This window comes from Haladaptatus sp. T7 (assembly GCF_026008575.1).
GTDB lineage: Archaea > Halobacteriota > Halobacteria > Halobacteriales > Haladaptataceae > Haladaptatus > Haladaptatus paucihalophilus.
This window is the reverse complement of sequence record NZ_BROP01000005.1, coordinates 291,590-312,550: the sequence shown is the minus strand read 5'-3', so window position 1 is coordinate 312,550 and position 20,961 is coordinate 291,590. Positions and strand designations below refer to the sequence as shown.

At 62.6% G+C, this 20,961-nt stretch carries 26 protein-coding genes; 13 read left to right on the top strand and 13 right to left on the bottom strand.

Features of this window, described 5'->3' with window-relative positions:
• Nucleotides 1–92 precede the first annotated feature (92 nt).
• The gene (locus OPC11_RS15430) at nt 93–374 is read right to left on the bottom strand and encodes a hypothetical protein (protein ID WP_007976324.1); all 282 of its coding nucleotides are present in this window, start codon (nt 372–374) and stop codon (nt 93–95) included.
• A gap of 73 nt (nt 375–447) precedes the next feature.
• Here OPC11_RS15430 and OPC11_RS15425 point away from each other — a divergent pair, with 73 nt between their 5' ends.
• Nucleotides 448–1,305, top strand: coding sequence for a YkgJ family cysteine cluster protein (locus tag OPC11_RS15425; protein ID WP_264782479.1), 858 nt, complete (start codon nt 448–450; stop codon nt 1,303–1,305).
• 23 nt (nt 1,306–1,328) lie between these two features.
• On the opposite strand, the gene OPC11_RS15420 is transcribed toward OPC11_RS15425, so the two are convergent.
• Nucleotides 1,329–1,502, bottom strand: a complete 174-nt coding sequence (locus tag OPC11_RS15420; RefSeq protein WP_007976321.1) for a DUF5786 family protein — start codon at nt 1,500–1,502, stop codon at nt 1,329–1,331.
• Between the two features lie 205 nt (nt 1,503–1,707).
• Here OPC11_RS15420 and OPC11_RS15415 point away from each other — a divergent pair, with 205 nt between their 5' ends.
• A complete protein-coding gene (locus OPC11_RS15415) occupies nt 1,708–2,718 on the top strand; it encodes a DUF5784 family protein (protein ID WP_007976319.1) in 1,011 nt (336 codons plus the stop codon).
• Nucleotides 2,719–2,722: 4 nt separating this feature from the next.
• Here OPC11_RS15415 and OPC11_RS15410 read toward each other — a convergent pair whose 3' ends face one another.
• Complete coding sequence (locus tag OPC11_RS15410; RefSeq protein WP_007976317.1) at nt 2,723–3,007, bottom strand: hypothetical protein; 285 nt, start codon at nt 3,005–3,007, stop codon at nt 2,723–2,725.
• 179 nt (nt 3,008–3,186) lie between these two features.
• On the opposite strand from OPC11_RS15410, the gene OPC11_RS15405 reads away from it, so the two are divergent.
• Both OPC11_RS15405 and OPC11_RS15400 read left to right on the top strand, forming a co-directional pair.
• Complete coding sequence (locus OPC11_RS15405) at nt 3,187–3,975, top strand: PHP domain-containing protein (protein ID WP_007976315.1); 789 nt, start codon at nt 3,187–3,189, stop codon at nt 3,973–3,975.
• Nucleotides 3,976–4,012: 37 nt separating this feature from the next.
• Nucleotides 4,013–4,240: a DUF6757 family protein gene (locus OPC11_RS15400; protein WP_232423768.1), complete on the top strand. Its 228-nt coding sequence runs from the start codon at nt 4,013–4,015 to the stop codon at nt 4,238–4,240.
• Here the strand turns inward: OPC11_RS15400 and OPC11_RS15395 are convergent.
• Nucleotides 4,237–4,614 (bottom strand): hypothetical protein, encoded by a 378-nt coding sequence (locus OPC11_RS15395; protein WP_007976312.1) that lies wholly within the window; start codon nt 4,612–4,614, stop codon nt 4,237–4,239. The genes OPC11_RS15400 and OPC11_RS15395 overlap by 4 nt on opposite strands.
• Nucleotides 4,615–4,723: 109 nt before the next feature.
• Nucleotides 4,724–5,044, bottom strand: a complete 321-nt coding sequence (locus tag OPC11_RS15390; RefSeq protein WP_007976309.1) for a ferredoxin family protein — start codon at nt 5,042–5,044, stop codon at nt 4,724–4,726.
• A gap of 210 nt (nt 5,045–5,254) precedes the next feature.
• Between OPC11_RS15390 and OPC11_RS15385 the strand changes: the two genes are divergently transcribed.
• From OPC11_RS15385 to OPC11_RS15370, 4 genes are all read left to right on the top strand, one after another.
• Entirely contained in the window at nt 5,255–5,722 is a 468-nt protein-coding gene (locus OPC11_RS15385) for a cupin domain-containing protein (protein ID WP_264782478.1), read from the top strand.
• 65 nt (nt 5,723–5,787) lie between these two features.
• Nucleotides 5,788–6,255, top strand: a complete 468-nt coding sequence (locus tag OPC11_RS15380) for a cupin domain-containing protein (RefSeq protein ID WP_264782477.1) — start codon at nt 5,788–5,790, stop codon at nt 6,253–6,255.
• 72 nt (nt 6,256–6,327) lie between these two features.
• Nucleotides 6,328–6,918 carry a protoglobin domain-containing protein gene (locus tag OPC11_RS15375; protein ID WP_264782476.1) on the top strand — a complete coding sequence of 197 codons (591 nt, stop codon included), beginning with the start codon at nt 6,328–6,330 and terminating at the stop codon, nt 6,916–6,918.
• A 465-nt stretch (nt 6,919–7,383) separates the two neighbouring features.
• Nucleotides 7,384–8,175: an aldo/keto reductase gene (locus tag OPC11_RS15370; protein WP_264782534.1), complete on the top strand. Its 792-nt coding sequence runs from the start codon at nt 7,384–7,386 to the stop codon at nt 8,173–8,175.
• A 1-nt stretch (nt 8,176) separates the two neighbouring features.
• Here the strand turns inward: OPC11_RS15370 and OPC11_RS15365 are convergent, their stop codons facing one another.
• From OPC11_RS15365 to OPC11_RS15355, 3 genes are all read right to left on the bottom strand, one after another.
• Nucleotides 8,177–9,091 carry a DUF4352 domain-containing protein gene (locus tag OPC11_RS15365; RefSeq protein WP_264782475.1) on the bottom strand — a complete coding sequence of 305 codons (915 nt, stop codon included), beginning with the start codon at nt 9,089–9,091 and terminating at the stop codon, nt 8,177–8,179.
• A 174-nt stretch (nt 9,092–9,265) separates the two neighbouring features.
• Nucleotides 9,266–9,712, bottom strand: coding sequence for an MOSC domain-containing protein (locus OPC11_RS15360; protein WP_264782474.1), 447 nt, complete (start codon nt 9,710–9,712; stop codon nt 9,266–9,268).
• A 51-nt stretch (nt 9,713–9,763) separates the two neighbouring features.
• Nucleotides 9,764–10,711 (bottom strand): phosphotransferase, encoded by a 948-nt coding sequence (locus OPC11_RS15355; protein WP_264782473.1) that lies wholly within the window; start codon nt 10,709–10,711, stop codon nt 9,764–9,766.
• Between the two features lie 141 nt (nt 10,712–10,852).
• Here OPC11_RS15355 and OPC11_RS15350 point away from each other — a divergent pair, with 141 nt between their 5' ends.
• Complete coding sequence (locus OPC11_RS15350) at nt 10,853–11,050, top strand: hypothetical protein (protein WP_264782472.1); 198 nt, start codon at nt 10,853–10,855, stop codon at nt 11,048–11,050.
• A 260-nt stretch (nt 11,051–11,310) separates the two neighbouring features.
• Here OPC11_RS15350 and OPC11_RS15345 read toward each other — a convergent pair whose 3' ends face one another.
• The 5 genes from OPC11_RS15345 to OPC11_RS15325 all read right to left on the bottom strand — a co-directional run bounded on the left by OPC11_RS15345 (nt 11,311) and on the right by OPC11_RS15325 (nt 16,468).
• On the bottom strand, nt 11,311–12,474 hold the full coding sequence (locus OPC11_RS15345; RefSeq protein ID WP_007976292.1) for an acyl-CoA dehydrogenase family protein: 1,164 nt from the start codon (nt 12,472–12,474) through the stop codon (nt 11,311–11,313).
• Nucleotides 12,475–12,622: 148 nt separating this feature from the next.
• Nucleotides 12,623–13,045: a hypothetical protein gene (locus tag OPC11_RS15340; RefSeq protein WP_007976288.1), complete on the bottom strand. Its 423-nt coding sequence runs from the start codon at nt 13,043–13,045 to the stop codon at nt 12,623–12,625.
• A gap of 80 nt (nt 13,046–13,125) precedes the next feature.
• Nucleotides 13,126–13,818, bottom strand: coding sequence for a type 1 glutamine amidotransferase (locus tag OPC11_RS15335; RefSeq protein ID WP_264782471.1), 693 nt, complete (start codon nt 13,816–13,818; stop codon nt 13,126–13,128).
• A 103-nt stretch (nt 13,819–13,921) separates the two neighbouring features.
• On the bottom strand, nt 13,922–15,310 hold the full coding sequence (locus OPC11_RS15330; RefSeq protein ID WP_264782470.1) for an AMP-binding protein: 1,389 nt from the start codon (nt 15,308–15,310) through the stop codon (nt 13,922–13,924).
• A 366-nt stretch (nt 15,311–15,676) separates the two neighbouring features.
• A complete protein-coding gene (locus OPC11_RS15325) occupies nt 15,677–16,468 on the bottom strand; it encodes an alpha/beta hydrolase (RefSeq protein ID WP_264782469.1) in 792 nt (263 codons plus the stop codon).
• A 661-nt stretch (nt 16,469–17,129) separates the two neighbouring features.
• On the opposite strand from OPC11_RS15325, the gene OPC11_RS15320 reads away from it, so the two are divergent.
• The 4 genes from OPC11_RS15320 to OPC11_RS15305 all read left to right on the top strand — a co-directional run bounded on the left by OPC11_RS15320 (nt 17,130) and on the right by OPC11_RS15305 (nt 20,959).
• Entirely contained in the window at nt 17,130–18,293 is a 1,164-nt protein-coding gene (locus OPC11_RS15320) for an HD domain-containing protein (protein ID WP_264782468.1), read from the top strand.
• 290 nt (nt 18,294–18,583) lie between these two features.
• Nucleotides 18,584–19,006, top strand: a complete 423-nt coding sequence (locus OPC11_RS15315; RefSeq protein ID WP_264782467.1) for a helix-turn-helix domain-containing protein — start codon at nt 18,584–18,586, stop codon at nt 19,004–19,006.
• A gap of 139 nt (nt 19,007–19,145) precedes the next feature.
• Entirely contained in the window at nt 19,146–20,129 is a 984-nt protein-coding gene (locus OPC11_RS15310) for an ATP-binding cassette domain-containing protein (protein WP_264782466.1), read from the top strand.
• Nucleotides 20,126–20,959 (top strand): ABC transporter permease, encoded by an 834-nt coding sequence (locus tag OPC11_RS15305; protein ID WP_264782465.1) that lies wholly within the window; start codon nt 20,126–20,128, stop codon nt 20,957–20,959. Before OPC11_RS15310 ends, OPC11_RS15305 begins: the two co-directional genes overlap by 4 nt.
• The last annotated feature ends 2 nt before the right edge of the window (nt 20,960–20,961 follow it).

Genomic DNA, 20,961 nt, shown 5'->3' with positions numbered 1-20,961 from the left:
TATAAATTATTCTCTTTTATCTTAGTATTTAATCTTCTACGCCCTCATATATTTAGATATTTGTAGAAAATATCCGTCCGTAGCACAATAGTTCACACGGACTCCGCGGGGTCGTATTCGTCCGCCATACGTTCGGCTTCAGTCGCGTATCGCTCGCGCGTCTCCGGGTCATCGACCGCCCCGAGTTGGTTCGGCGACACGTCGAGTGCGGCGGTCGTTTCCCGCGCGGCACCGGTAAAACTCGTGAGTGCACGCTCCTTCCGGAAGTAGCGCGACCCGTCGGGGGTCGCGTAGACGAGGATGATGAGGTTCTGTTCGTCGTCCGAATACGTCCGTTCGACCAACCAGACGCGCACGTCGGTATCGTCGTCCATACGCACGATTGGTTCCACAACGGGATAGTTCCACCCGACCGTTTATGCGAACGACTACCGTACTTCGGTCGGTATGGAGGTGAACTGTGAGGGATGTGCGGGTTGTTGTATCGATTGGCGCGACATCGCACCCGAAATCCCGGACCACGAACGACGCGGCGCACGAAAGCCGTTGGACGACGCCCACAATTTCGTCCCGCTCATGCGCGAGGAAGTGGTGGCGTTCGTCGAAGCGGGACTCGCCGACGCATTGACGCCGCGGCTCTGGCAGGACGATTCGGGGACGGACGTCGGCGGCGTGAAACTGGCCGCCATCGAGGGAAAACCCGCGTTCTTTCTCGGCCTTCGCAAACCGCTCAAGCCAGTCGAGCCGTTCGACAGCGAGGAACCGAGATGGCTCCCGACCTGTGCGTTTCTCGACCCGAAAACGCTCCAGTGCCGGATTCACGACGACGACCTGTATCCGCTGGAGTGTTCGGAGTACCCCGGTCACAACCTGAAGTTGGGACAGGAGACGGAGTGTGAACGAGTCGAGGCGGCGTTCGACGGAGACCGACTGGTGGACGACGAACCGCCGGACGCTCTCTCGGGACTCCTGCTCGGACCGCAAGCCGTCGGCGAAAAAGTTTTCGTCCATCCCGAACCCGACGAACTGGCGGGAGTCGTCGAGCGCATGCGTGCGGGTGAGCTAACCGACGAGGACCGCGCACGGTTCGTCGCCACTGCCGCGGCTAATCGACCTGGGACGACGAGCATCAACCGTGAAACGTACGAAACGGTGTTAGCGACGGTACGCGAGACCGACTCGTGGGTCGGTCGGTCGATTCGTGCGTGGGAAGCGATGTCGCAAACAAAAACCGGAGTCCCGGACCCGTCGGTCGCGGAGCGAATCGAAACGGGAGCCGGTGCACCATCGCCTCCCGGTTGGTGAACGAAGCGCGAAGAAGGAACGTGCTACTCGGACTTCATCTTCTCGAACTGCTTGAGAAGGTCTTCGGCCGAATCGCCGGAGTCGTACTCGACAGTCCCGTGATACTGCGACCGTTCGTCGTCGAAAGCCGCATCGACGGTACTGTTCTTCCGCTCACGACGTTCGTGTTCTTCTTCGTCATAGGCACCCATTGACATGACAACCACACTCATACTTGGCGAGGGGCAGTTATTAATGTAACGGATAATCACATTATACCTTCACGATGGAACATCGTCAGACGGAAGGGGGAATCAGGAAAAATGGACCGAACGGGACGACGGCGAAAACGACGGAAAAGGGAGGCGGAAGAATCCCACGAGGTGCACAACACGTAAACATTCTCGGTTACTAGGTGTCAACGTGGCAAGCCCGCTCCGCTTTCGCCGCTCTACGGAGCGGTGGGACGACGACCGCATAACGACGGAGTTGTATTCGCACCTCGACTCGAACCTCGGGGCGCGTTCGACGACGCCCCACTACGTCGAACCGAACGGCTTCGAGGCGCGACGCTTCGAGATGGACAACGGCGACGTGGCGCTGTTCGTCTGGAACGACGACCTCGCCTATTGGCTCGGGAACACCGAGACGCCGCCCGCGCTGTGGCGAACGAACAAGCACACCTTCGACGAGGTTCCGTACCCCATCGCGCGGTGGAGCCAACGCGAACTCCTCGCAGATTTGGCCGTCGAATCGCCGTGGCTGGCCGAGTACGATTACCTCTCGTGGTTCTTCCTTCCCGTCTTCTTCTCGAAGGACGGGCGGGAAACCTCGCGGGCGTTCTTCCGCAAGTACGCGGCGGGATTCCCCGACGCGACGCGCGACGAGGCGCTCTCGTTTTACGAACGGTTCCTCAGCACCGGCGCGTTGGACGACTATCGGTACACGATGGCCTCGAAACTCGGGACGAGCGAGTACTTCGACGAGAACCGAATGAGTTCCACGATGAGCGAGTTCACCGTGGCGAAGGTGTTGACCGACGCCGGATACGACGTGGAGCCCGAAATCGAAGTGACGACCGGCCACTCGCTCGACTTTCGCGCCGACCCGCGGGACGGCGACCAGTCCTCGTTGGTCGAAGTGACCCGTCCGCGTCCACCCACGCGGCGGGCCGCCGATACACCCGTCGCGGCGGTGCGCGAGACGGCCGAAACGAAGACGAACGGGCAGTTGAGCGAACACGGCGGCGGTGCCGTGTTGTTCGTCGATTGCACAGGTTTCCGGGACGACGAGTGGGCCGCCGTCGTCGGCGAACAACCCGGCGTTCGCCACCGACCGGCAGTCGTCTTCCGCGCTCGACCGTCCGGGCACATCGAGGCCTACGAAAAAGGGTCGGTTCCGCTCTCGCTGAATCGGGCCCTCGAATGGGTCTGACAGGTTAGAAGGAGATCTGGTCGGGGCCGAACGTCCCCATCGTCGTGGGGTCGCGGTCGCTGTAGTGGCGGCGGCCAATCGCTTTGCTACTCAGACCGTTGTACATCGCTTCTTGTGCCTGCTGTGACGATTCGTACGTCTCGTTCCCGACGCGGTTGAACACCTCTTCGAGCGTTTCGGTGCCGTTGGGGAGGTCGATAGTGTAGTCGCCGTGGGACGCGATCAACCGCTCCGTGTCGGTCGGATACTGGTGTGAGTCGAGCAGTTGGCTTGCCTGTTTCAGCGTCATTACGAGAGGTCATACAGTAAAGTTCATTATAAACTTTGTCGGCAAGGGTCATAGGAGAATATAAGGATGTACAATCAGTATAAACTCGGGGCCGTCTCGGGTTTTTATCATGGAAGACGGTGGGTTAAAGACGGTGACCGAACCACAAACACCTTCGTCGGAGCCGCCCGACAGGGAGTATGAGCGTTTTCGCGGACCTTCACGTCCACACGACCAACTCCGACGGCGCGATGGAATTATCCGAGGTTCCGTCGGCCGCCCGGTCGGCGGGCGTCTCGGTCGTCGCAATCACCGACCACGATAGACTTCACCCCGACCTGCCGACGCCGGTCTCCGTCGTGGACGGCATCACGGTCGTCCACGGCATCGAACTCCGGGTCGAAGCACCGGACGGACAGCACCTCGACCTGCTCGGCTACGGCGTCTATCCGACGCCGGAACTCGCCGACGAGTTGGAGCGTCTGCAGACCGACCGAAAACAGCGCGGCCAAGCCATCATCGATTGCGTCGAGGACCGTCTCGGGATTTCCCTCGACCTCGAATCGCGCGAGGGGTTGGGACGGCCGCACATCGCCCGAGCCATCGCCGCGCATCCGGAGACGAAGTACGGTTTCTCCGACGCATTCGAGGAACTAATCGGAACCGATAGGCCGTGTTACGTCGCCCGAGACGTGTCGAGTTTCGAGCGCGGCGTCGAACTCCTCTCGGAAGCGAGCGGCCTCGTCGGACTGGCCCACCCGTACCGGTACGACGACCCGCGGTCGGCGCTCGACCTGACGAGCGAGTTGGACGCCGTGGAGCGATACTATCCCTACGGACGCGAGGTAGACACGCGACCGATAGAACGCGCCATCGCCGACAACAACCTCGTACCGACTGGCGGAAGCGACGCTCACGAGGACGTGCTCGGGAAAGCGGGACTTTCGAAGGAAGAGTATCGTCATTTCAGAAGCGCAGTGACGCTCTGACGTCGGTTCGGCGTCCCGGAGCGGTGGGTTCAATTTCGTGGAACCCATAGCCAGTCCCATGCGGTGTCACTACTGTGATCGGGAAGCGACGTTCGAGCCCGAGATGGACGGAGTGGTGGTCGGCCTCTGCGACGACCACTTTCGAGAGCAGTTCGAATCGCTCTCGGAGTCGGACGTGATGGAAAACTTGCAGCGAGAACTCGGCGTAGACGGAGTAGACGGAATTGACGGAGTAGACGGGTCGGACGGCGCGGACGAACGTTAGTTTTCGACGCTCGCGGTAAACGAGAGTTCGTCGTATCGATACGAGGAAGCGGTGCCGAGCGACGAGAGCGCGTCGGTAGCCGATTCAGGGGGGATTCGGACGCGAACCGTTCGAATACCGTCCCGAAAGAGATAGGAAAGTCCCGTTCTGAGCGGTGCCGTCAGGTCCGTATCGGCCACCGGCGTCGAACGCGTTCGGGAGGGTTCTTCGACGGACAGAACGAGCGATGCGCCGCCGCCGGTGACGGTGTAGACGGTGAGCGTGTCGTCCTCGTGTTCCGTGCCGAGGACGTCAACGGGTTCGAACGGAACCTCAACGTCGTCGAGGTCGAGGTCGAGAACGTCGTCTTCCTCTCTTCCGATAGTCGGACCCACGGCTACCACCGCCCCACGGAGGTTGGAGGGCTTCGAAGATTCATACAGCTAGTTGTGAGCCGATATATAAATAACCGCGGATAACACAAAAGAGGATTTTCGCTTCCGCTCAGGCGCGGCCAGCGTCCACGTCGATGGCATCGACCGGGCACACGTCCACGCAGAGCATGCAGTCGATGCACTGGGCTTCGTTGGCCGGGTCTGCCTTCTCCTCGCTCTCGGGGTGGCCCGGGGTGTCCACCCATTCGAACACGTCGACCGGGCAGTCTTCGAGGCACGCCCCGTCGGCGATACAGAGGTCGAAGTCGACCGCGACGTGGGTGCCGTGGATGCCGAGTTTGTCGGGTTCGTCCACCGGACCCCACACGTCGTGGCCCTCGTGGTCGTCTACTTTCTCGCGGTTTTCGTGAAATTGTGGGTCAATAGCCATCGGTCTCTCACCTATCGGGTAGACGCGAAAGTAGTACTTAAATCCCAGTACATCACTTAAAACTTCGTGCGGACGGAATTTTTTAGGCTGGGCTAAAAACAAGCGGAAGAAGCCCGGAAAACCGGGAGTGGGTTTTTCGCCCGACGGTAGCTTTAAATATCGACGCGAATCGGTGGGAGGTTTTAGGGCGCCTCCTCCGAAGGAACCCTCATGGAGAAAGTCACCATCGACGACGTTGACGGACAGATGAGCGCGGCCGACGTTCGACGCCCGGTTTCGAAGGCGCTCGGCACCGAGGACGTGGCCATCAACTACTACGAACTCGCGCCCGGAGACAGTTTCGCGTTCGGCTACCACGCACACGGAGACCAAGAAGAGGTCTTTTACGTCCAATCCGGAACCGTGACGTTCGAGACGGACGACGAGGATATCGTCGTCTCGGCGGGCGAACTGATTCGGTTCGCGCCAGACGAGTTTCAGCGCGGCGTCAACGAGGGCGAAGAACGCGTCGTCGCCCTCGCACTCGGCGCGCCCCGCGACACCGAGGACATAGAGATGTACCGCCACTGCGAGGAGTGCGGGGAGCGAACCCGGAACAAAATCGAGATGGCCGACAGCCGAGACGAACTCGTCACCTCCTGTCTGGACTGCGGCGCGGAAACCGGCCGCTTCGACTGAGCCGCTTCGACCGAGTGGGTTCCCGTTGGGAACACCGTTTTCCGACCGGCCATCGGACGGAAAGTATGGAGAAAGTCACCATCGACGACGTTGACGGACGCATCAGTTCGGCGGACCTGACCCGACCGGTCGGCGACGCCCTCGGCACCGAAGACATGGCCATCAACTACTACGAACTCGCGCCCGGCGACACCTTCTCCCCCGGCCTCCACACCCACTTTGACCAAGAGGAGGTCTTTTACGTCCAATCCGGCACCGCGACGTTCGAGACGAAAGACGGCAGCGTGGTGGTCGAGGCGGGCGAAATCGTCCGGTTCGCGCCGGGCGACTACCAGATGGGCAAAAACGACGGCGACGAGCGTGTCGTCGCCCTCGCACTCGGTGCACCGGGCGAGAGCGAGGACGGCGAACTCCTCAGGAACTGTCCCGAATGCGGCGCGCAGACCCAACACTGGATGCGGATGACGGACGGTGGGGACGAAGTGGAAGTGTACTGTCTCACCTGCGATACAGTCACCGGAACGATGGACTGAGGGCGGTTGCGTGACCATCGTGACGGCCGTCACGATTATCGACTCGGGGGTCGTTACTCGGTCCGAATCCCCATGAGTCACGAAGACATCCCCGGTTACACCTACGGTGAGGAGTCCGTTCCCGACTCACCCATCGACCGCGAGGATTTCGACCTGCTCAAGGAGACCGTGATGTTCACCGAGGAGGACGAAGAGCACCTTCGACTGGCGGGCGAGGTCCTCGACGGACAAATCGACGACGTGCTCGACACGTGGTACGGGTTCGTCGCCGACCACCCCCATCTGATGCAGTATTTCAGCACCCCCGGCGGCGAACCCATCGAGGAGTATCTGGAGCGGGTGCGGGCCCGGTTCGGCCAGTGGATACGGGACACCTGCAACCCGCCCTACGACGACGATTGGCTCCGGTACCAACAGGAGATAGGCCTGCGTCACACCCGCCGAAAGAAGAACCAAACCGACGACGTGAATTCGGTCAACCACATTCCCTTCCGCTACATGTCGGCGTTCATCTACCCCATCACCGCGACGATGCGGCCGTTCCTCGAAAACGGCGACCACGACGAGGGAACCGTCGAAAAGATGCACGACGCGTGGTTCAAGGCGGTCGTCCTGCAGGTGACGCTGTGGAGCAACCCGTACGTCATCGCCGGGGACTACTGAGCGACCACGGACCACCACGCCCGGGAACGGACCGCCCGAACGACCGCACCTACCGTCTCGAAGTTCCACAGGAAACGATGGCCACCGGCCGCTGACGCGCGTTTCCGCGCGAGACACAACCCCCTCGAAACCCCGGCATAACTTTTCCACCGGAAACGGAGGGGTTAGAGAAGGATTCACAAACCGCATCCAGGTGGTCGAACGCCGACCATCGAAAGGGGAACGTTCGGGATAGGGTGCCGAACGGCAGACACACGTCAGACGTGCGGGTTGGTGGCACATCGAGGACCCCACCGTTTCCAGTGGAAGCGTGGCGAGTTCGGGACGAAAGTCGGCGCGAAGAAAGTCGATATGACCGGCCGCGAAAGCGGCGGGTGTGACGGTAACAACCCATCGCCGCCGCTCGAACGGGCCACCGCTTCCGCGATACGGACCTTTTTCGCCATCGCGTCCGTCCTCGACGCCATGACGGAGATTCCATCGCCCGGCTTGGGAACGTCCGGCAACAAAGACCCCGAACAGTGTGCCGAGACGGTTCGGACCGCGCTCTCGCTCGGCTATCGACACATCGACACCGCGCAGATGTACGACAACGAATCGGGGGTCGGCGACGGAATCGCCGCCGCGGACGTTCCCCGCGAGGAGGTGTTCCTCGCCACGAAGGTCCTCCCGGACAACCTCGCACACGACGACGTGCTGGAGAGCACGGCGGAAAGCCTCGACAGACTCGGTACCGACTACATCGACCTGCTCTACGTCCACTGGCCCATGAAGGCCTACGACGCGGAAGACACCCTTCCGGCCTTCGACACGTTGTACGACGACGGAACGGCACGGAACGTGGCGGTGAGCAACTTCACGCCCGAACTGCTGGACGAGGCGCGCGACCTGCTCGATGCCCCCGTCGTCGCCAACCAAGTCGAGATGCACCCGCTGCTCCAGCAGGACGAACTCCACGAGTACGCCACGGAACACGACATCACGCTCGTCGCCTACGCACCGATACTGCGGGGCGACGCCGACGACGTGCCCGAACTCCGCGACGTCGCGGCGAAGTACGACGCGACGCCGACCCAAATCAGCATCGCGTGGTTGCAGGGGCTAGAGAACGTCGTCCCCATCCCAAAAGCCACGGGAGAGAGTCATCTCCGAGAAAACCTCTCTGCCCCCGAACTGGCCGACGAGGACATGGAGGCAATCGCCGCCATCGACAACGAAGAGCGACTCATCGACCCGGACGGGGCCGCGTGGAACTGAACTACTGACTCCAGCGCGCCCACCACGACCCGTTACCGTCGCTGCCTTTCCACTCGACAGTTAAGTCGTCCACCGACGTATCGGCGGAGATTTCGTAGGCGAGCCAGCCGGTCAGGCTTTCACCGGACGCGACGGTTCGGTCGCCGAACCGGTTGACCTTGTACTTCCCGTCTTCCTTGGCGATGTCCGCCATCGAAACCTTGTCGCCGCCGACTATCAGGTGAATCTGCTCGCCCTTCGGAAGGGTCTGTTTCATACGGAACTTGTTCTCGGCTTTGACGGTGACGAAGGCCCACTGTCGGCCGTCGCTCGCTTCCACGTTCTCGGACCCCCCACCGCTCGGTTCGTATCGGTAATGGTCGGTGAGCGTGATGTCCTGTATCGTCATGGCGACTTCGGTCGGACTACGGAACGTCTCGCCGAACGAGAGTTTCTCGCCGACGATATCGATGGTGAACGTCTCGTCCAACTTCTCGATTCGATAGTTGACCTTCGCCACGTACGGGTACGTGAGCGTGGTGGACCACTTCGTCGTCTTTCCGGGGTCGATTTTGTCGGTCTGCATCTGCCCCGTCTGCTGTGCCCCCGGCGAGTTGCCGTCCACCTGAACCGAGGACTGGAACGCCTTCGGCTCGTCGCCGACGTTTTTGAGCGTGAGCGAGAGCGAGAACTGCTGTCCCATCGTGACCTGCTTCGGCACGTCGGTCGAAACGAGTTGGAAGCCATCGACGGTCGTTTTGCCACCGCCACCACCTCCGCTCGTGGTCGTCTCGTTCGACATCCCCGACCCGCCCGTTTCGTTCGTAGTCGAATCGTCCCCATTCCCGCCGTTCTTCGGTTCGGAACCGGTACACCCCGCCAGGGCCCCCCCGGCGAGTGTCGCTCCGGACGTCAGCAGAAATCTTCTACGGCGCATGGGTAATTTACGTACGAGAGTGGAAATAAACACTCTGTCGTTGACTCGTTTTTACGTTCGAGTACGCGAGACCTTCGAACGGTTCACGGAAAACGTTTCGACGTAATCGACGGCAGGTTACGGTGTAGGAACCGCCTACCGGCGTGTTCGCCGAGCAGTCTCAATCGCCATCCTCTACAGTTGTTCGATGCCGTCGCCGACGTGAATCTCGCCGGATTCGACGATGCTGGCGCGAAGGCCGCCCCGGTGAACCAGCGCGGAAAGCGTTCCCTTCTCGGTCAGCGACTCCAGATGCGAGCACGGTTCACAGAGTTCGACCCCCTCACAAACCGCTTCGCCGACGCGGAACCGCTCGCCGACGAGGTGGTTCAGCGCCGCGTTTCGCGTCGTCACGTTTCGGCGGTGGGCACCCGGTTCGAGCGCGATTTCCGCCTCCTCCTCGATGGCGTCGAGCGCCTCCGCTTCGATGAGCGTGATGTCGTCGCCCGACGTGTCGGGGTCGAAGTGGCGGTCGCCGAGCAGGCCCGACCCCGCGACCGCTTCGACCGCCTCGACGCCTTTCGTTTCGGCCGCCGACTCGTCGGCGACGTGAATCGCCTCGATTTCTCCCGTTCCGTTCATGCACGTCGATTGCGTTCGGGTGGCATAAAATCTGGTAGACAGTGTGCGTCGTTACCAGACGTCACAGTCCTCCCGTATCGACTCGATGGTCCCGGAAACGAGTTCCCGGAAACGGCGCGCGGTTCGAGTTGCTTCCGCACCGGTTTGCTGACGTTGGAGGCGAAGCGACCGGAAGAAGGAGACGACGACTATCAATCGATACACGTCGCCCCGGCGGTCGAATCCCGGCGGGAGTTCCCGAACCGATTCGTAGCCCGCTCGGAACGCCTCGGCCACCGTCTCGTCCACGCCGCCCGGCCCGGCGCAAAGCGGAATCGCCGTGCGCCAGTAGTCGTACTCTCCCGGTCCGACGAGCGCGTGTTCGAAGTCGATGACGGTCGTCACATCACCCCCATCGCGTCCAACGTGGTCGGGGAGGTAGTTACCGTGACAGAGGACCGGTTCGCCGACGTCGCGGAACAGGTCCGGGCGCTCGCGGACGAGCGTCAGCGCGTCGGCCGCCGCCTCGGCGTCCGCGACGAACCCGCCGTCTCGCAAGAAATCGCGTCGGTCGGCGAGGAAGTCGCGGACGGTCCCGTGCCACGATTCCCGCGCGTCGAGGACCAGTTCGCCGTCCCGCGCTCCCAAGAAGCCGTACGACTCGAACGTCGTCTCGGCGTGCAAGGTCGCCAGTCCGGCACCCATCGTTCGCGCGCTCGCCTCGTCCACGCTCCCGTCCGCGGGAATCTCGTCGCACCACTCGGCGACGAAGTAGTCGTCCTCGACCGCGAGGACGTGCGGCACCGGAACCGAGGTGTTCGTTTCGAGGTGCTGCATGACTCGGGCTTCCATCGCCGGGTCACCCTCGTCGCTCGTCGCACGTTTGCAGACCGCTCGCCTCCCGTCCATCCGAACTTCGTGCGTGACGTGCGGCGGCACGTCGTGCAGTTTTCGTCCCACTTCGTAGTCGTTCGTATGCGATTCGAGTCGCTCGCGTACCGCTCGTTCGTCTTCTTTCATAGTTGCGTCGCGTCACGTGCGACGACCGGTCGGGGCGAAGGACCGCTTCGAGCGCGGGCGCTGTCGCTCCGACCGAAAAGAGTGGACGACCTCAAGAGGGACACGGGTTGACTTAATACTTTTCCAACCGTTGTCCGAACCGTGACCGAAATCACGCTGACGGACTTGCGAATCATCTTCGGGACGGCCCTCGGCCTGACCGTTTTCGGGATACTCATGACCACTGGTGAAGGTCCTCAGAGCCTCATCACTACGATGGGCGGGATTATCGCATTTCTCGTCGCACTCTTCCTCGTCGGTCTGCTGTTTCTCTACCTGCAACGACAGAGTGCATGGTGAGAGGTGTGAGATTTCGACTGATGAATTGGCCACCCACTCCGGGGACAAATGAAACATCGGAACTAGCATCCGCGCGAACGCAGCGAGCGCGGTTCACCGTCAGCGAAGTGCTGCTTCGCTGACGGCCTTTTTAGCGTAGATTTTTGCGAGCGGTTCGACGAGATGCGCGAAGCGCATCGAGGAGGACCCGAAGGAAAAAGGTACTACTCGAACGTTGCGGGAACAGAGTTCCCGCAGGCTCGACTTCGCTCCTTCGTCACTCACTCGAAGGCGGCGATGCCAGTGAGATCCTGCCCCAGAACCAACGTGTGGATGTCGTGGGTTCCCTCGTAGGTGTACACCGTTTCCATGTTCGCCATGTGGCGCATCGGCGGGTAGTCCGTCGTGATGCCGTTGCCGCCGAGCATCTCGCGGGCGACGCGGGCTTGGTCGCGGGCCATCCGAACGTTGTTCCGCTTCGCCATCGAGACGTGCTGCGGGCGGAGGTCGCCGCGTTCTTTCAAGTCGGCGAGACGGTGGACGAGCAGTTGCGAGGTCGTAATCTGGGTCGCCATCTCGGCCAGTTTGTCCTGCTGGAGTTGGAACCGCGCGATGGGGCCGCCGAACTGGTCGCGTTCGGTGGCGTAGTCGCGGGCCGTCTCGAAGCAGTCGCGGGCCGCGCCGACCGCACCCCACGCGATGCCGTAGCGGGCCTGCGTGAGACAGGAGAGCGGTCCCTTCATCCCCTCGACGCCGGGCAGAACGGCGTCCTCCGGAACGGTGACGTTCTGGAGACTGATTTCGCCCGTGATGGACGCGCGAAGCGAGAGTTTGTCGTGTATCTGGTTCGTCGTCACGCCGTCGCGGTCGGTCTCCACGAGGAAGCCGCGAACCGGCGAGTCCTCGGCCGAGCGGTCGCGCGCCCAGACGACCGCCACGTCCGAAATCGGGGAATTCGTAATCCACGTCTTCGAGCCGTTGAGGACGTACTCGTCGCCCTCCTTTTCCGCGTAGGTTTCCATCCCCGACGGGTTCGACCCGTGTTCGGGTTCCGTCAGGCCGAAACAACCGACCGCCTTGCCTTCGCCGAGGTCGGGAAGCCAGCGTTCTTTCTGCTCCTCGGACCCGTAGGCGTGGATGGGATACATCACGAGCGCGCCCTGCACGCTCGCCATCGAGCGCAGGCCGGAGTCGCAGGCTTCGAGTTCCTGCATCAGCAGGCCGTAGGCCGTCTCGCTCAGGTTCGGCAGGCCGTAGCCGTCGAGGTTCGGCGCGTAGAACCCGAGTTCCCCCATCTCGGGGATGATTTCCTCCGGGAACGTCCCCGCTTCGTAGTGGTCCCCGATGTCGGGTTTGACGTGCTCTTCGACGAACTCGCGGGCGGTGTCCCGAACCATCCGCTCTTCCTGTCCGAGGTCTGCCTCCAAATCCACGTAATCGAGCATGCAAAACTCTCCGGAGGGGATGTTAAAAAGCCCTCCTACTGCGGAGAACGGGAGCGACGAAAGCGACGCTACGAGCGAGGAAACCGAGACGAGGATGTAGCACCGTACGCATCGCTACCGACTCTTCGGACTCGACCGCAAAATAGCGTTACTCGGAGGTCGGAACCGCATCGTCGCGCGCGATTGCGATGTCGAGATAGGCGTCGGCTTGGTCGGAGTGGATGCCCGTATCGACGAGCCGTCTATCGTCGTCGTACTGGACGAGTCCGGCCATCGCCAGTTTCGGGAGTTGCGTGTGCTGGAGCGACATGAGGACGTTGCGGCGGTGTTCGTCGGACACGAGGTCGATGGATTTGTCCGTCTCCCACGCGGCAACGGTGTCAACGAGGGTTTCGAGCGTGACCGGCGTGTCTTCGGTCCGCAACTCGTGGAGGATGTATCGGCTTCGGCGGGACGAGAGGGCGTCGAAGAGCGCGTCCTGTGAAAGCGGGGGGACGTCGGCACTCGGCCCGGTCGGCGAAGCGGTGGCGCGTGACGAACCACCGTCGTCGTTTGTCGTCTGGTCTGCCATGGAGTGAAACCACTCGTCCTACGGGGGTGACTCTGGTGGTTCAGTATTCAGGTTATTTATCACACTATCGGAATTTCGTGTCAGTCGGCAGCTGGATTCCGCACCGTTCGGACGTATTCGGTGAAGTTCTCGAACACGGCTTTCGCCTCGCACGCCGCCGCGTAGTTCTCCTCGTTGATGCCGTCCAAGACCTCCGTGAGACGCGCTTCCCCGAGGTCCTTGCCGCGGGTGACGGCCTCCGCCGTCCTCGTATCGTACTCGGGATGGAACTGGACGCCGAACACGTCCCCCTTGCGGAAGCCGTGGTTCGAATAGTCGTTTTCCGCGATGGGTTCCGCGCCGGGCGGGAGCTCCGCGACTTCATCCGAGTGGGTCGTGAACGCGGTAAACCGTCGGTCAACCCCTTCGAACAGCACGGAATCGCCGGAGTGTTCGACCGTCCGGTAACCGATTTCGTACTCGCCCATGTCACGAACGTCGCCGCCGAGAACGTCCGCCAGCAGTTGATGGCCGTAGCAGATACCGAGCATGGGCATCCCGGTTTCGATGGCGTCCCCGACCCACGATTTGAGGGGTGGAATCCAACTTTCGTCCCAGTAGACGGACGCCCGCGAGCCGGTGATGACGGCCGCGTCGAAGTCGAAGTGTTCGGGGAGGTGGCGTTCGGTCGCGTCGAACTCCACGAGGTCCGCGTCGAGTTCGCGCCGGAAATTTCGCCGCGTGTTTTCGTCGCCGTGTGCGGCGTTCAAAAATGCGATTCTGAGCCGACTCATTCGGGTGACACTAGCGACGCGAGTCATCAAATGAGTTTCGCTACAGGGGATTTAGCCGCCGATTCCGCGACGTCACGTGAGTTCCATCCGTCGTATTCATCGCTCACTCCCATGTCATGAACCGCTCGCGCAGTGCCGCCCGGTCGAGTTCGCCGGAGGGGCGTCGCGGAAGCGACGCGGCCGGTTCGATAGCCCGCGGCACCTCGTGCGGTTCGAGTCGTTCCTCCGCGAACTCGCGGAGTGCGCCCGGCGGCACGTCGCCGACGACCACCGCCTTCGGTGCCGTTCCGCCCGTCTCCGCGACGGCTTCGACGATGCCGACCTCCCGTACGTCCGGATGCGATTCGAGCACGGTTTCGACCGCTCGCGGATGGACCCGCTGACCGCCGGTTTCGGACGCATCGTCGTCGCCGTCACCGACGGGAACGAACCCACGCGAATCGGTCGCGTCGGGTCTAGCGGACGATTCGTGCCGGAACACGTCCCCCATCGACACCCACTCTTCGAACGCCTCTCCGTCGAGATAGCCCGTCGCGGTCGTCGGACCGCGAACGAGCAAGTCGCCCGACCCCTCGCCCTCGATTCGTACCCCACAGTTCGGAAACGGGTACGCGACCGCGCCCGACCCCGGCGTTTCGCGGAGCACATTGACGCCGGTTTCCGCGCGGCCGTAGACGTGAACGGGCGGAATCGGAAGCCCCTCGCGCACCTCCGGCGGAACGCGGCCGCGAGCGGCGAGCCAATCGAGCGCCGGAGCGGACCCTTCGAACCCGGCGTCGGCCAGTTCGCGGAACTCGGTCGGAGCGGCGACGAGACAGGTCACGCCGCGTTCTTCGATTGCGGTCACGGCGTCGTCCGGGTCGAACGCGCGCCGCAGTACGACTCGACCGCCGACGGCGAGAAGCGGAAGCGCGAACCCGAGCAAGCAGTCCGGGCGCGACAGCGGCAACAGGGCGATGGTGCAATCGTTCCTCCCGAGACCCCACCCGGCGGTTGCGGTTCGGCAGTTCCACTCGACGGCCCGCTTCGACAGTTCCACGACCCGTTCGCCGTCCTCGGTGTGGACGAGCAGCTGCGTGTCCGCGTCGGCGCGCTCGACGGCTGAGAAATCGGCGGGCGTGACGTGTTCGAACTCCTCGAACGAGCGGGCGTCGAACTGCCGAACGAGGTCCCGCTGTGCCGACTCGAATAGCACGAGGTCGGGGTCGATTTGCTCCATCGGCCGCGAGACGGTGGCGGGCGTCAGTCGATGCGAAACGGGTGCGAACACGCCGCCGACGCGCCAGACGGCGAGCATGGAGACCAGCACCTCGATGCGATTCCGCGAGACGAGAGCGACCGAATCCCCCTCGTCGATACCGAGCGTTGCGAGTCGCCCCGCCGCGGTCGTGATTCGGTCGTCGAGGTCGGCGTAGGAGAGGCGCTCGCCTCCGTCCACGATTGCCGTCCGGTCCCCCCAGCGGTCGGCGTGTCGCTCCGAGAAGAGTGACATACACCGTCTGCGACGCGAGAGCGGTTAGCAGTTCGGGGACGCGGTAGGGGGAACGCCGTGCGCCAATTGTCCTCCGTCCGTCATCCTATATCGATATATAAAATAGTTTGATGTGCAAGCACCACAACGTCACAACAGGGTGACGCACAGTGACCGAGAACGAACCAGAGCCGGACGAAGTACTCGACGAGTGTAACCAGTGTGGACGAACGACGCTGAGCGTGTACCTCGAAAACGGTGTGTGCGTGAAGTGTCGGGACGGATAGTTCACGCGTCGCTTGCACGGCAGTCGTTTCGTGTCCGAGTTGCCGTGTGGAAAACGCGTTACCGATTCCGATTTTGAGGACTCAACCGGGCGTTCGGACGTCAGTCGAACGTGTTCTCCGCGTTCGCGGCGATGAAGTCGAGCAGTTCGTCGTTCACTTCCTTCGACCGCTCGACGTGCACGAGGTGGGGTGCGTCCTCGAACGTCCGTAACTCGCCGCGCGGCAGTCCGTTAGCGAGTTCCGTTCCGGCATCGACGGGAACCACGCGGTCGTCCGTGCCGTGTATCACCAGCGCCGGGGTCGTGATTTCGTACAGGCTGTCGCTCACGTCGAAGCCGTCCAGCGCCGCGAACTGGGCGCGTTGAGCCGGGAGTTCGGCGTCGTCGTCGAGTCGCCACTCCACCACGTCCTCCAATCCGGCCGCGAACGCCGCCTCGCTCACGACCGGGCGGAGCGACTCGTGGAGCGCATCGGGGGTCTTCTCGGCGAGCAGTTCCTCCCGAACCTCCGGAGCGATGCGGGACCCGCTCGCCGCCGTCCCGATGAGCGTCAGCGTCTTCGCCCGCGAGAACTGCTTCGCGTAGTGGAGCGCGACCATCCCGCCCAGTCCGGCGCCGACGAGATGGGCCTTCCTGACCCCGTGGTCGGCCAGCACGGCGTCCAAATCGCCCGCCATCGCCGCGACCGAATACGGGCCTTCCGGCGCGTCCGAGCGCCCGGTCCCCCGGTTGTCCCACACCAGCGACTCGAACGGACCGGCCACCGCCGCGTGCTGCCAGCCCCACTGCCACGCGCCGAAGGCCGCGTCCCCGATGAACGCCACCGTGTCGTGGTTCGCCGAGCCGTCCGTTTCGTAGTAGAGCGAGAGTCCGTCGTTGTCAGCGAAAGGCATCCTTGGCGACGGATAGGGGACGGGAGCGTTTCAAATCGTCCGTTTCGAACTCGACGAGGAGCGGGATGGAACGACGTTGAAAGTGGTGCCGTTGGAGCAACTCACGAGTCGTTTCCGAGATTTTCCGACCACGCAGAGATGAGTTCGGTTGTAGGAGTTCTCTGCGCGGAACGACCGTGTGGTGAAGTCCCAGAAAGCCACCATCACGCTCGCTACGAGAAAACATTGTAGCTACTTCGACTGCAACGACCGAGAAGATTACCTCGAAAGCCCCCGCCCGCACCGAGATGAGTTTGGTTGCAGGTGTTCTCAAAGTGCAACAGCCGTGACGAAATCCCAGAAAGCCCCCGTCCGCTCGCGGTCGCTGTGCAAGATATTCTGGCCTCTCCGCAACGTCGGCCAGAATGGTTGCCTGCACAGCAACCACACAAGCGCGACCGGACGGCCCCTTTCAGTCCACCCAAACACAACAACTGCATCAGCCACGCCCTCCCAACCGATTGCGTTTCTCGGCCTCCAAAAGAGCAGAGCTCTTTCGTGCTCCCCCTCGCCAGCGCGCGCCACAACAGAGATTCGAATGGGCGAAATCGAGCGAGGTGATTCGAGATTCCAGTCGGAAATCTAGTCACTTTACCCCTCGCCGCCGAAAGACCCACACCTCATGCAGGCTATCAAGGATAGCGTCCACGACTACGTGGAACTCCCGCCGGTCGCCGCCGAACTGCTGGACACGGCACCGGTTCAGCGGCTCCGACACATCAAGCAGTTGAGCACGGTTCGACTCGTCTACCCGTCGGCGAACCACACCCGCTTCGAACACAGCATCGGCGTCGCCCACCTCGCGGGACGGGCGCTCGACCGTCTCGGCATCGACGACCGGCGGGCGAAGGGAGTGCAGGCCGCCGCGCTCCTCCACGACGTGGGCCACGGTCCCTACGGCCACCAGACCGAGGGTATCATCGAGCGGCGACTGGGCCGACACCACGACGAGGTTGGGGACCTGCTCGACCGCGGCGAACTCGCGGCCACGCTCGAACGCCACGACCTCGCACCCGACGAAATCGCCGCGTTGGTCGCGGGAGAGGGCGAACTCGGGCAAATCGTCGCCGGAGAACTCGACGTGGACCGGATGGACTACCTCGTCCGGGACGCCCACCACACCGGCGTTCCGTACGGAACGGTCGATTACGGCCGCCTGCTCGCGGCGCTCCGGTTCACGGACGGAACACTCGTACTAGCCGAGGGGAACGTCCAGACGGCGGAAAGCCTGCTCGTCGCCCGCGCGCTGATGAACGCGACGGTGTATCGCCATCACGTCTCCCGAATCGCTGGCGCGATGTTGGAGCGGACGAGCGAGCGCCTCCTCGATTCCAGCGACGTGAGCGCCGCGGAGTTCCAGCGATTCACCGACGCCGAACTGCTCGCCGCGCTTCGCAACCACGAGGAGACCCGACCGATGGCGAACCGAATCGCCGAGCGGAACCTCTTCAAGCGCGCGGTGTGGGCGGAGTGGGAGTCGGTGCCCGGCGAAGTGGTCGCGGCAGACCACGCCGACGTCCGCGAGTTCGAGCGGGACATCGCGGCGAAGGCGGGAGTAGAACCGGAACACGTCCTGCTCGACACACCCGGCGAACCGAGCATCCCCGAATCGTCCAGTCGCGTCGTCGTCAACGGAGAAATCAGGCGGTTGGCGGACCAATCACCGCTGGTGCAGGGACTGCAAGCCTCCCAACGAACCCAATGGCGGTTGGGCGTCTACGCACCCGAAGAGGTCACGGATGCGGTGGAGAAAGCGGCGACGTCGGTACTCGGACTGGTTCACTGAACGGCGATCACGAACAATATCACTTCTACGGTGGGTTATCGACCGTTTCGTTCGATTCTACGAAACAAGTGGTAGTTTCGCGCGAAGACCTCATAAATCAAATTTTGCTATATCAAATCATTGATGGAGTTCTACGATCGGAGCAAAGGAACGAGACGGAGAGCGGAAGACGCCCGTTTCCGTTACGTCTCGACTTTCCGAGAATTTTAACGGGAGAGCACGGCGCTCGACCCCGGATTTCGCTCGCAACGGGGCGGGAACGCTATTACTACGGAATACGAAGTGAAACCATGAGCGGCGACGATTTTCCCGACCCGGAGGCGATCATCGAACGCGGGCGGCGGTATCGGGACCGACTCGATGAGTATGGGGAAAACCAGCAAAAAGAGACAGTTACGGAACTGTTCACGCTGCTCGGCCGGGCCTACGCCCTCCCCGTTCTCCATCTCTTTTCGATGAACGAGGGACCGCTCCGGTTCTCGGACATCGAAGAGCGACTCGACGTATCGCCGACGACGCTCTCGAAACGCCTCTCCGAACTCACCGAGGCGGGGTTGCTGACGCGACGGTCGTACGACGAGATTCCCCCGCGAGTCGAGTACGAACCGACCGACGCGGCCAACGGTCTCGCACCCGTGTTCATCCACCTGTACGAGTGGGCGTCAGTGTACGACCTCTATGGCGAGGTCGATGTACCGAGAGAAAACGATTAAACCCCGGACGACGCCAGTACTACAATTTCTGTAGTCGATACACGACTACTGACTTGATAGTATTTAGCTACAGAAGCGAAAGTAAGGGTGTGACTGACACCCTCATATTCAAGTTCCGAGAGCTGACGGAGGGACAACAATGACCGACGCGATACGCGCCGACGACGTGCGCGTGGTCTATCCGGACGGCACCCGCGCCGTCAATGGGGTCGACCTCAGCGTGCCGGAGGGGGAGTTCTTCGGCTTCCTCGGCCCGAACGGTGCCGGAAAGACCACGACCATCCGAACGCTCGTCACGCTGTTGCGGCCGACCGACGGGTCCGTCACGGTGAACGGCTACGACGTCGGCGACGACCCAAAGAGCGTGCGCCGCTCCGTCGGTTACATGGCACAGGAGACGAGCATCGACGAGGAGTTGACCGCGCGCGAGAACGTCGAGTACATGGCGGCGGCGTACGGGATTCCGAAGTCCGAGCGCGCCGAGCGCGCCGACGAACTCCTCGACCTCGCGGACCTGCTCGACGTGGCCGACAAGTCGGCGAAGACGTTCTCCGGAGGGATGAAAAAACGGCTCGATGCCGTCACCGCGCTGGTCCACCATCCGCCGGTGGTCTTCCTCGACGAACCGACGACGGGACTCGACCCGAAGGCGCGAAACCGCCTCTGGGACTACTTTCGCGAAATAAACCGCGAGGGAACCACCGTGTTCCTGACGACCCAGTATCTGGAGGAGGCCGACCAGCTCTGCGACCGCATCTCGCTCATCAAGGACGGCGAAATCGCGCTGACCGGCTCCCCTGACGAACTCAAAAACGAGGTCGGCGGCGACATCCTCGAACTCGAAATCGCGCCGTCGGACGTCGACGTGGCGACGCGCCTCGCGGAATCCGGCGACGTGTTCGACGATGCCGTCGTGACCGAGACGCGGAGCGGCATCTCGGTCGGGGCGACGACGATTCGAACGCACGGAGCGGACTACTTCGCCGAACTCCGTGATGCGGGCGTCGAGGTGGACGGCTTCGACGTGCGGTCGCCGACGCTCGACGACGTGTTCCTCGCGGTGACAGGCGAGGGCGTCGAAGACGACGAGGAAGCGGCGTCTGATACGGAGGTGGTCGCGTGAGCACCGATTCGGGAGCGAGCGAGGACCGAACGCTCGCGCCGGGCAACGGCTTCCTCGGCGACACGTGGGTAAACATGCGCCGCTGGTTGCTCAAGTCGGTTCGAAACCCGTTCATCGTCACCTCCTCCATCGTCCAGCCGCTCATCTTCCTCGTCCTGTTCTCGCAGGTGTTCGGGCAGGTCACCGGCGGCGCTATCGGCGGTCCCGGGCAAAACATCGAGTACATCAGTTTCCTCCTTCCCGCCATCATCATTCAGGTGTCGCTCGTCGCGGCGGCGAGTTCCGGCATCGGATTGGTCAACGACATCGAGACGGGGATGTTCGCCAAGGCGCTCGTCTCGCCGATGAACCGCGGCGCGGTGTTCCTCGGAAAGACACTCGCCGAGGTCGCACGCATCTGCGTCCAGATAATAATCGTCGTCGTGGTTGGCGTCCTCCTCGGTGCGAACATCGCCACCGGCTTCCTCGGCGTGCTCGCGCTGATGCTCATCGGCATCCTGTTTTCCATCTGGTTCACGGCGCTCTCGAACGTCGTCGGCATCCAGACCGGCGACACGGAATCGACCATCATCGCGGTGAACTTCCTGCAACTCCCGCTGTTGTTCGTCTCCAGCGCGTTCCTCCCGGTGGACCGACTGCCGCAGTGGATTCAGTACATCAGCGCCGTCAACCCCATCACCTACGGGGTCGATGCTGCACGGGCGCTCGTCATCACCGGCTGGGAGTGGAACACGATTCTGCCGTCCATCGCCATCCTCGTCGCGCTCGACCTCGTGCTGACCGGCATCGCGTTGGTCGTCCTCAGACGGGCGACCAGCGCCAGCGCGTGAGG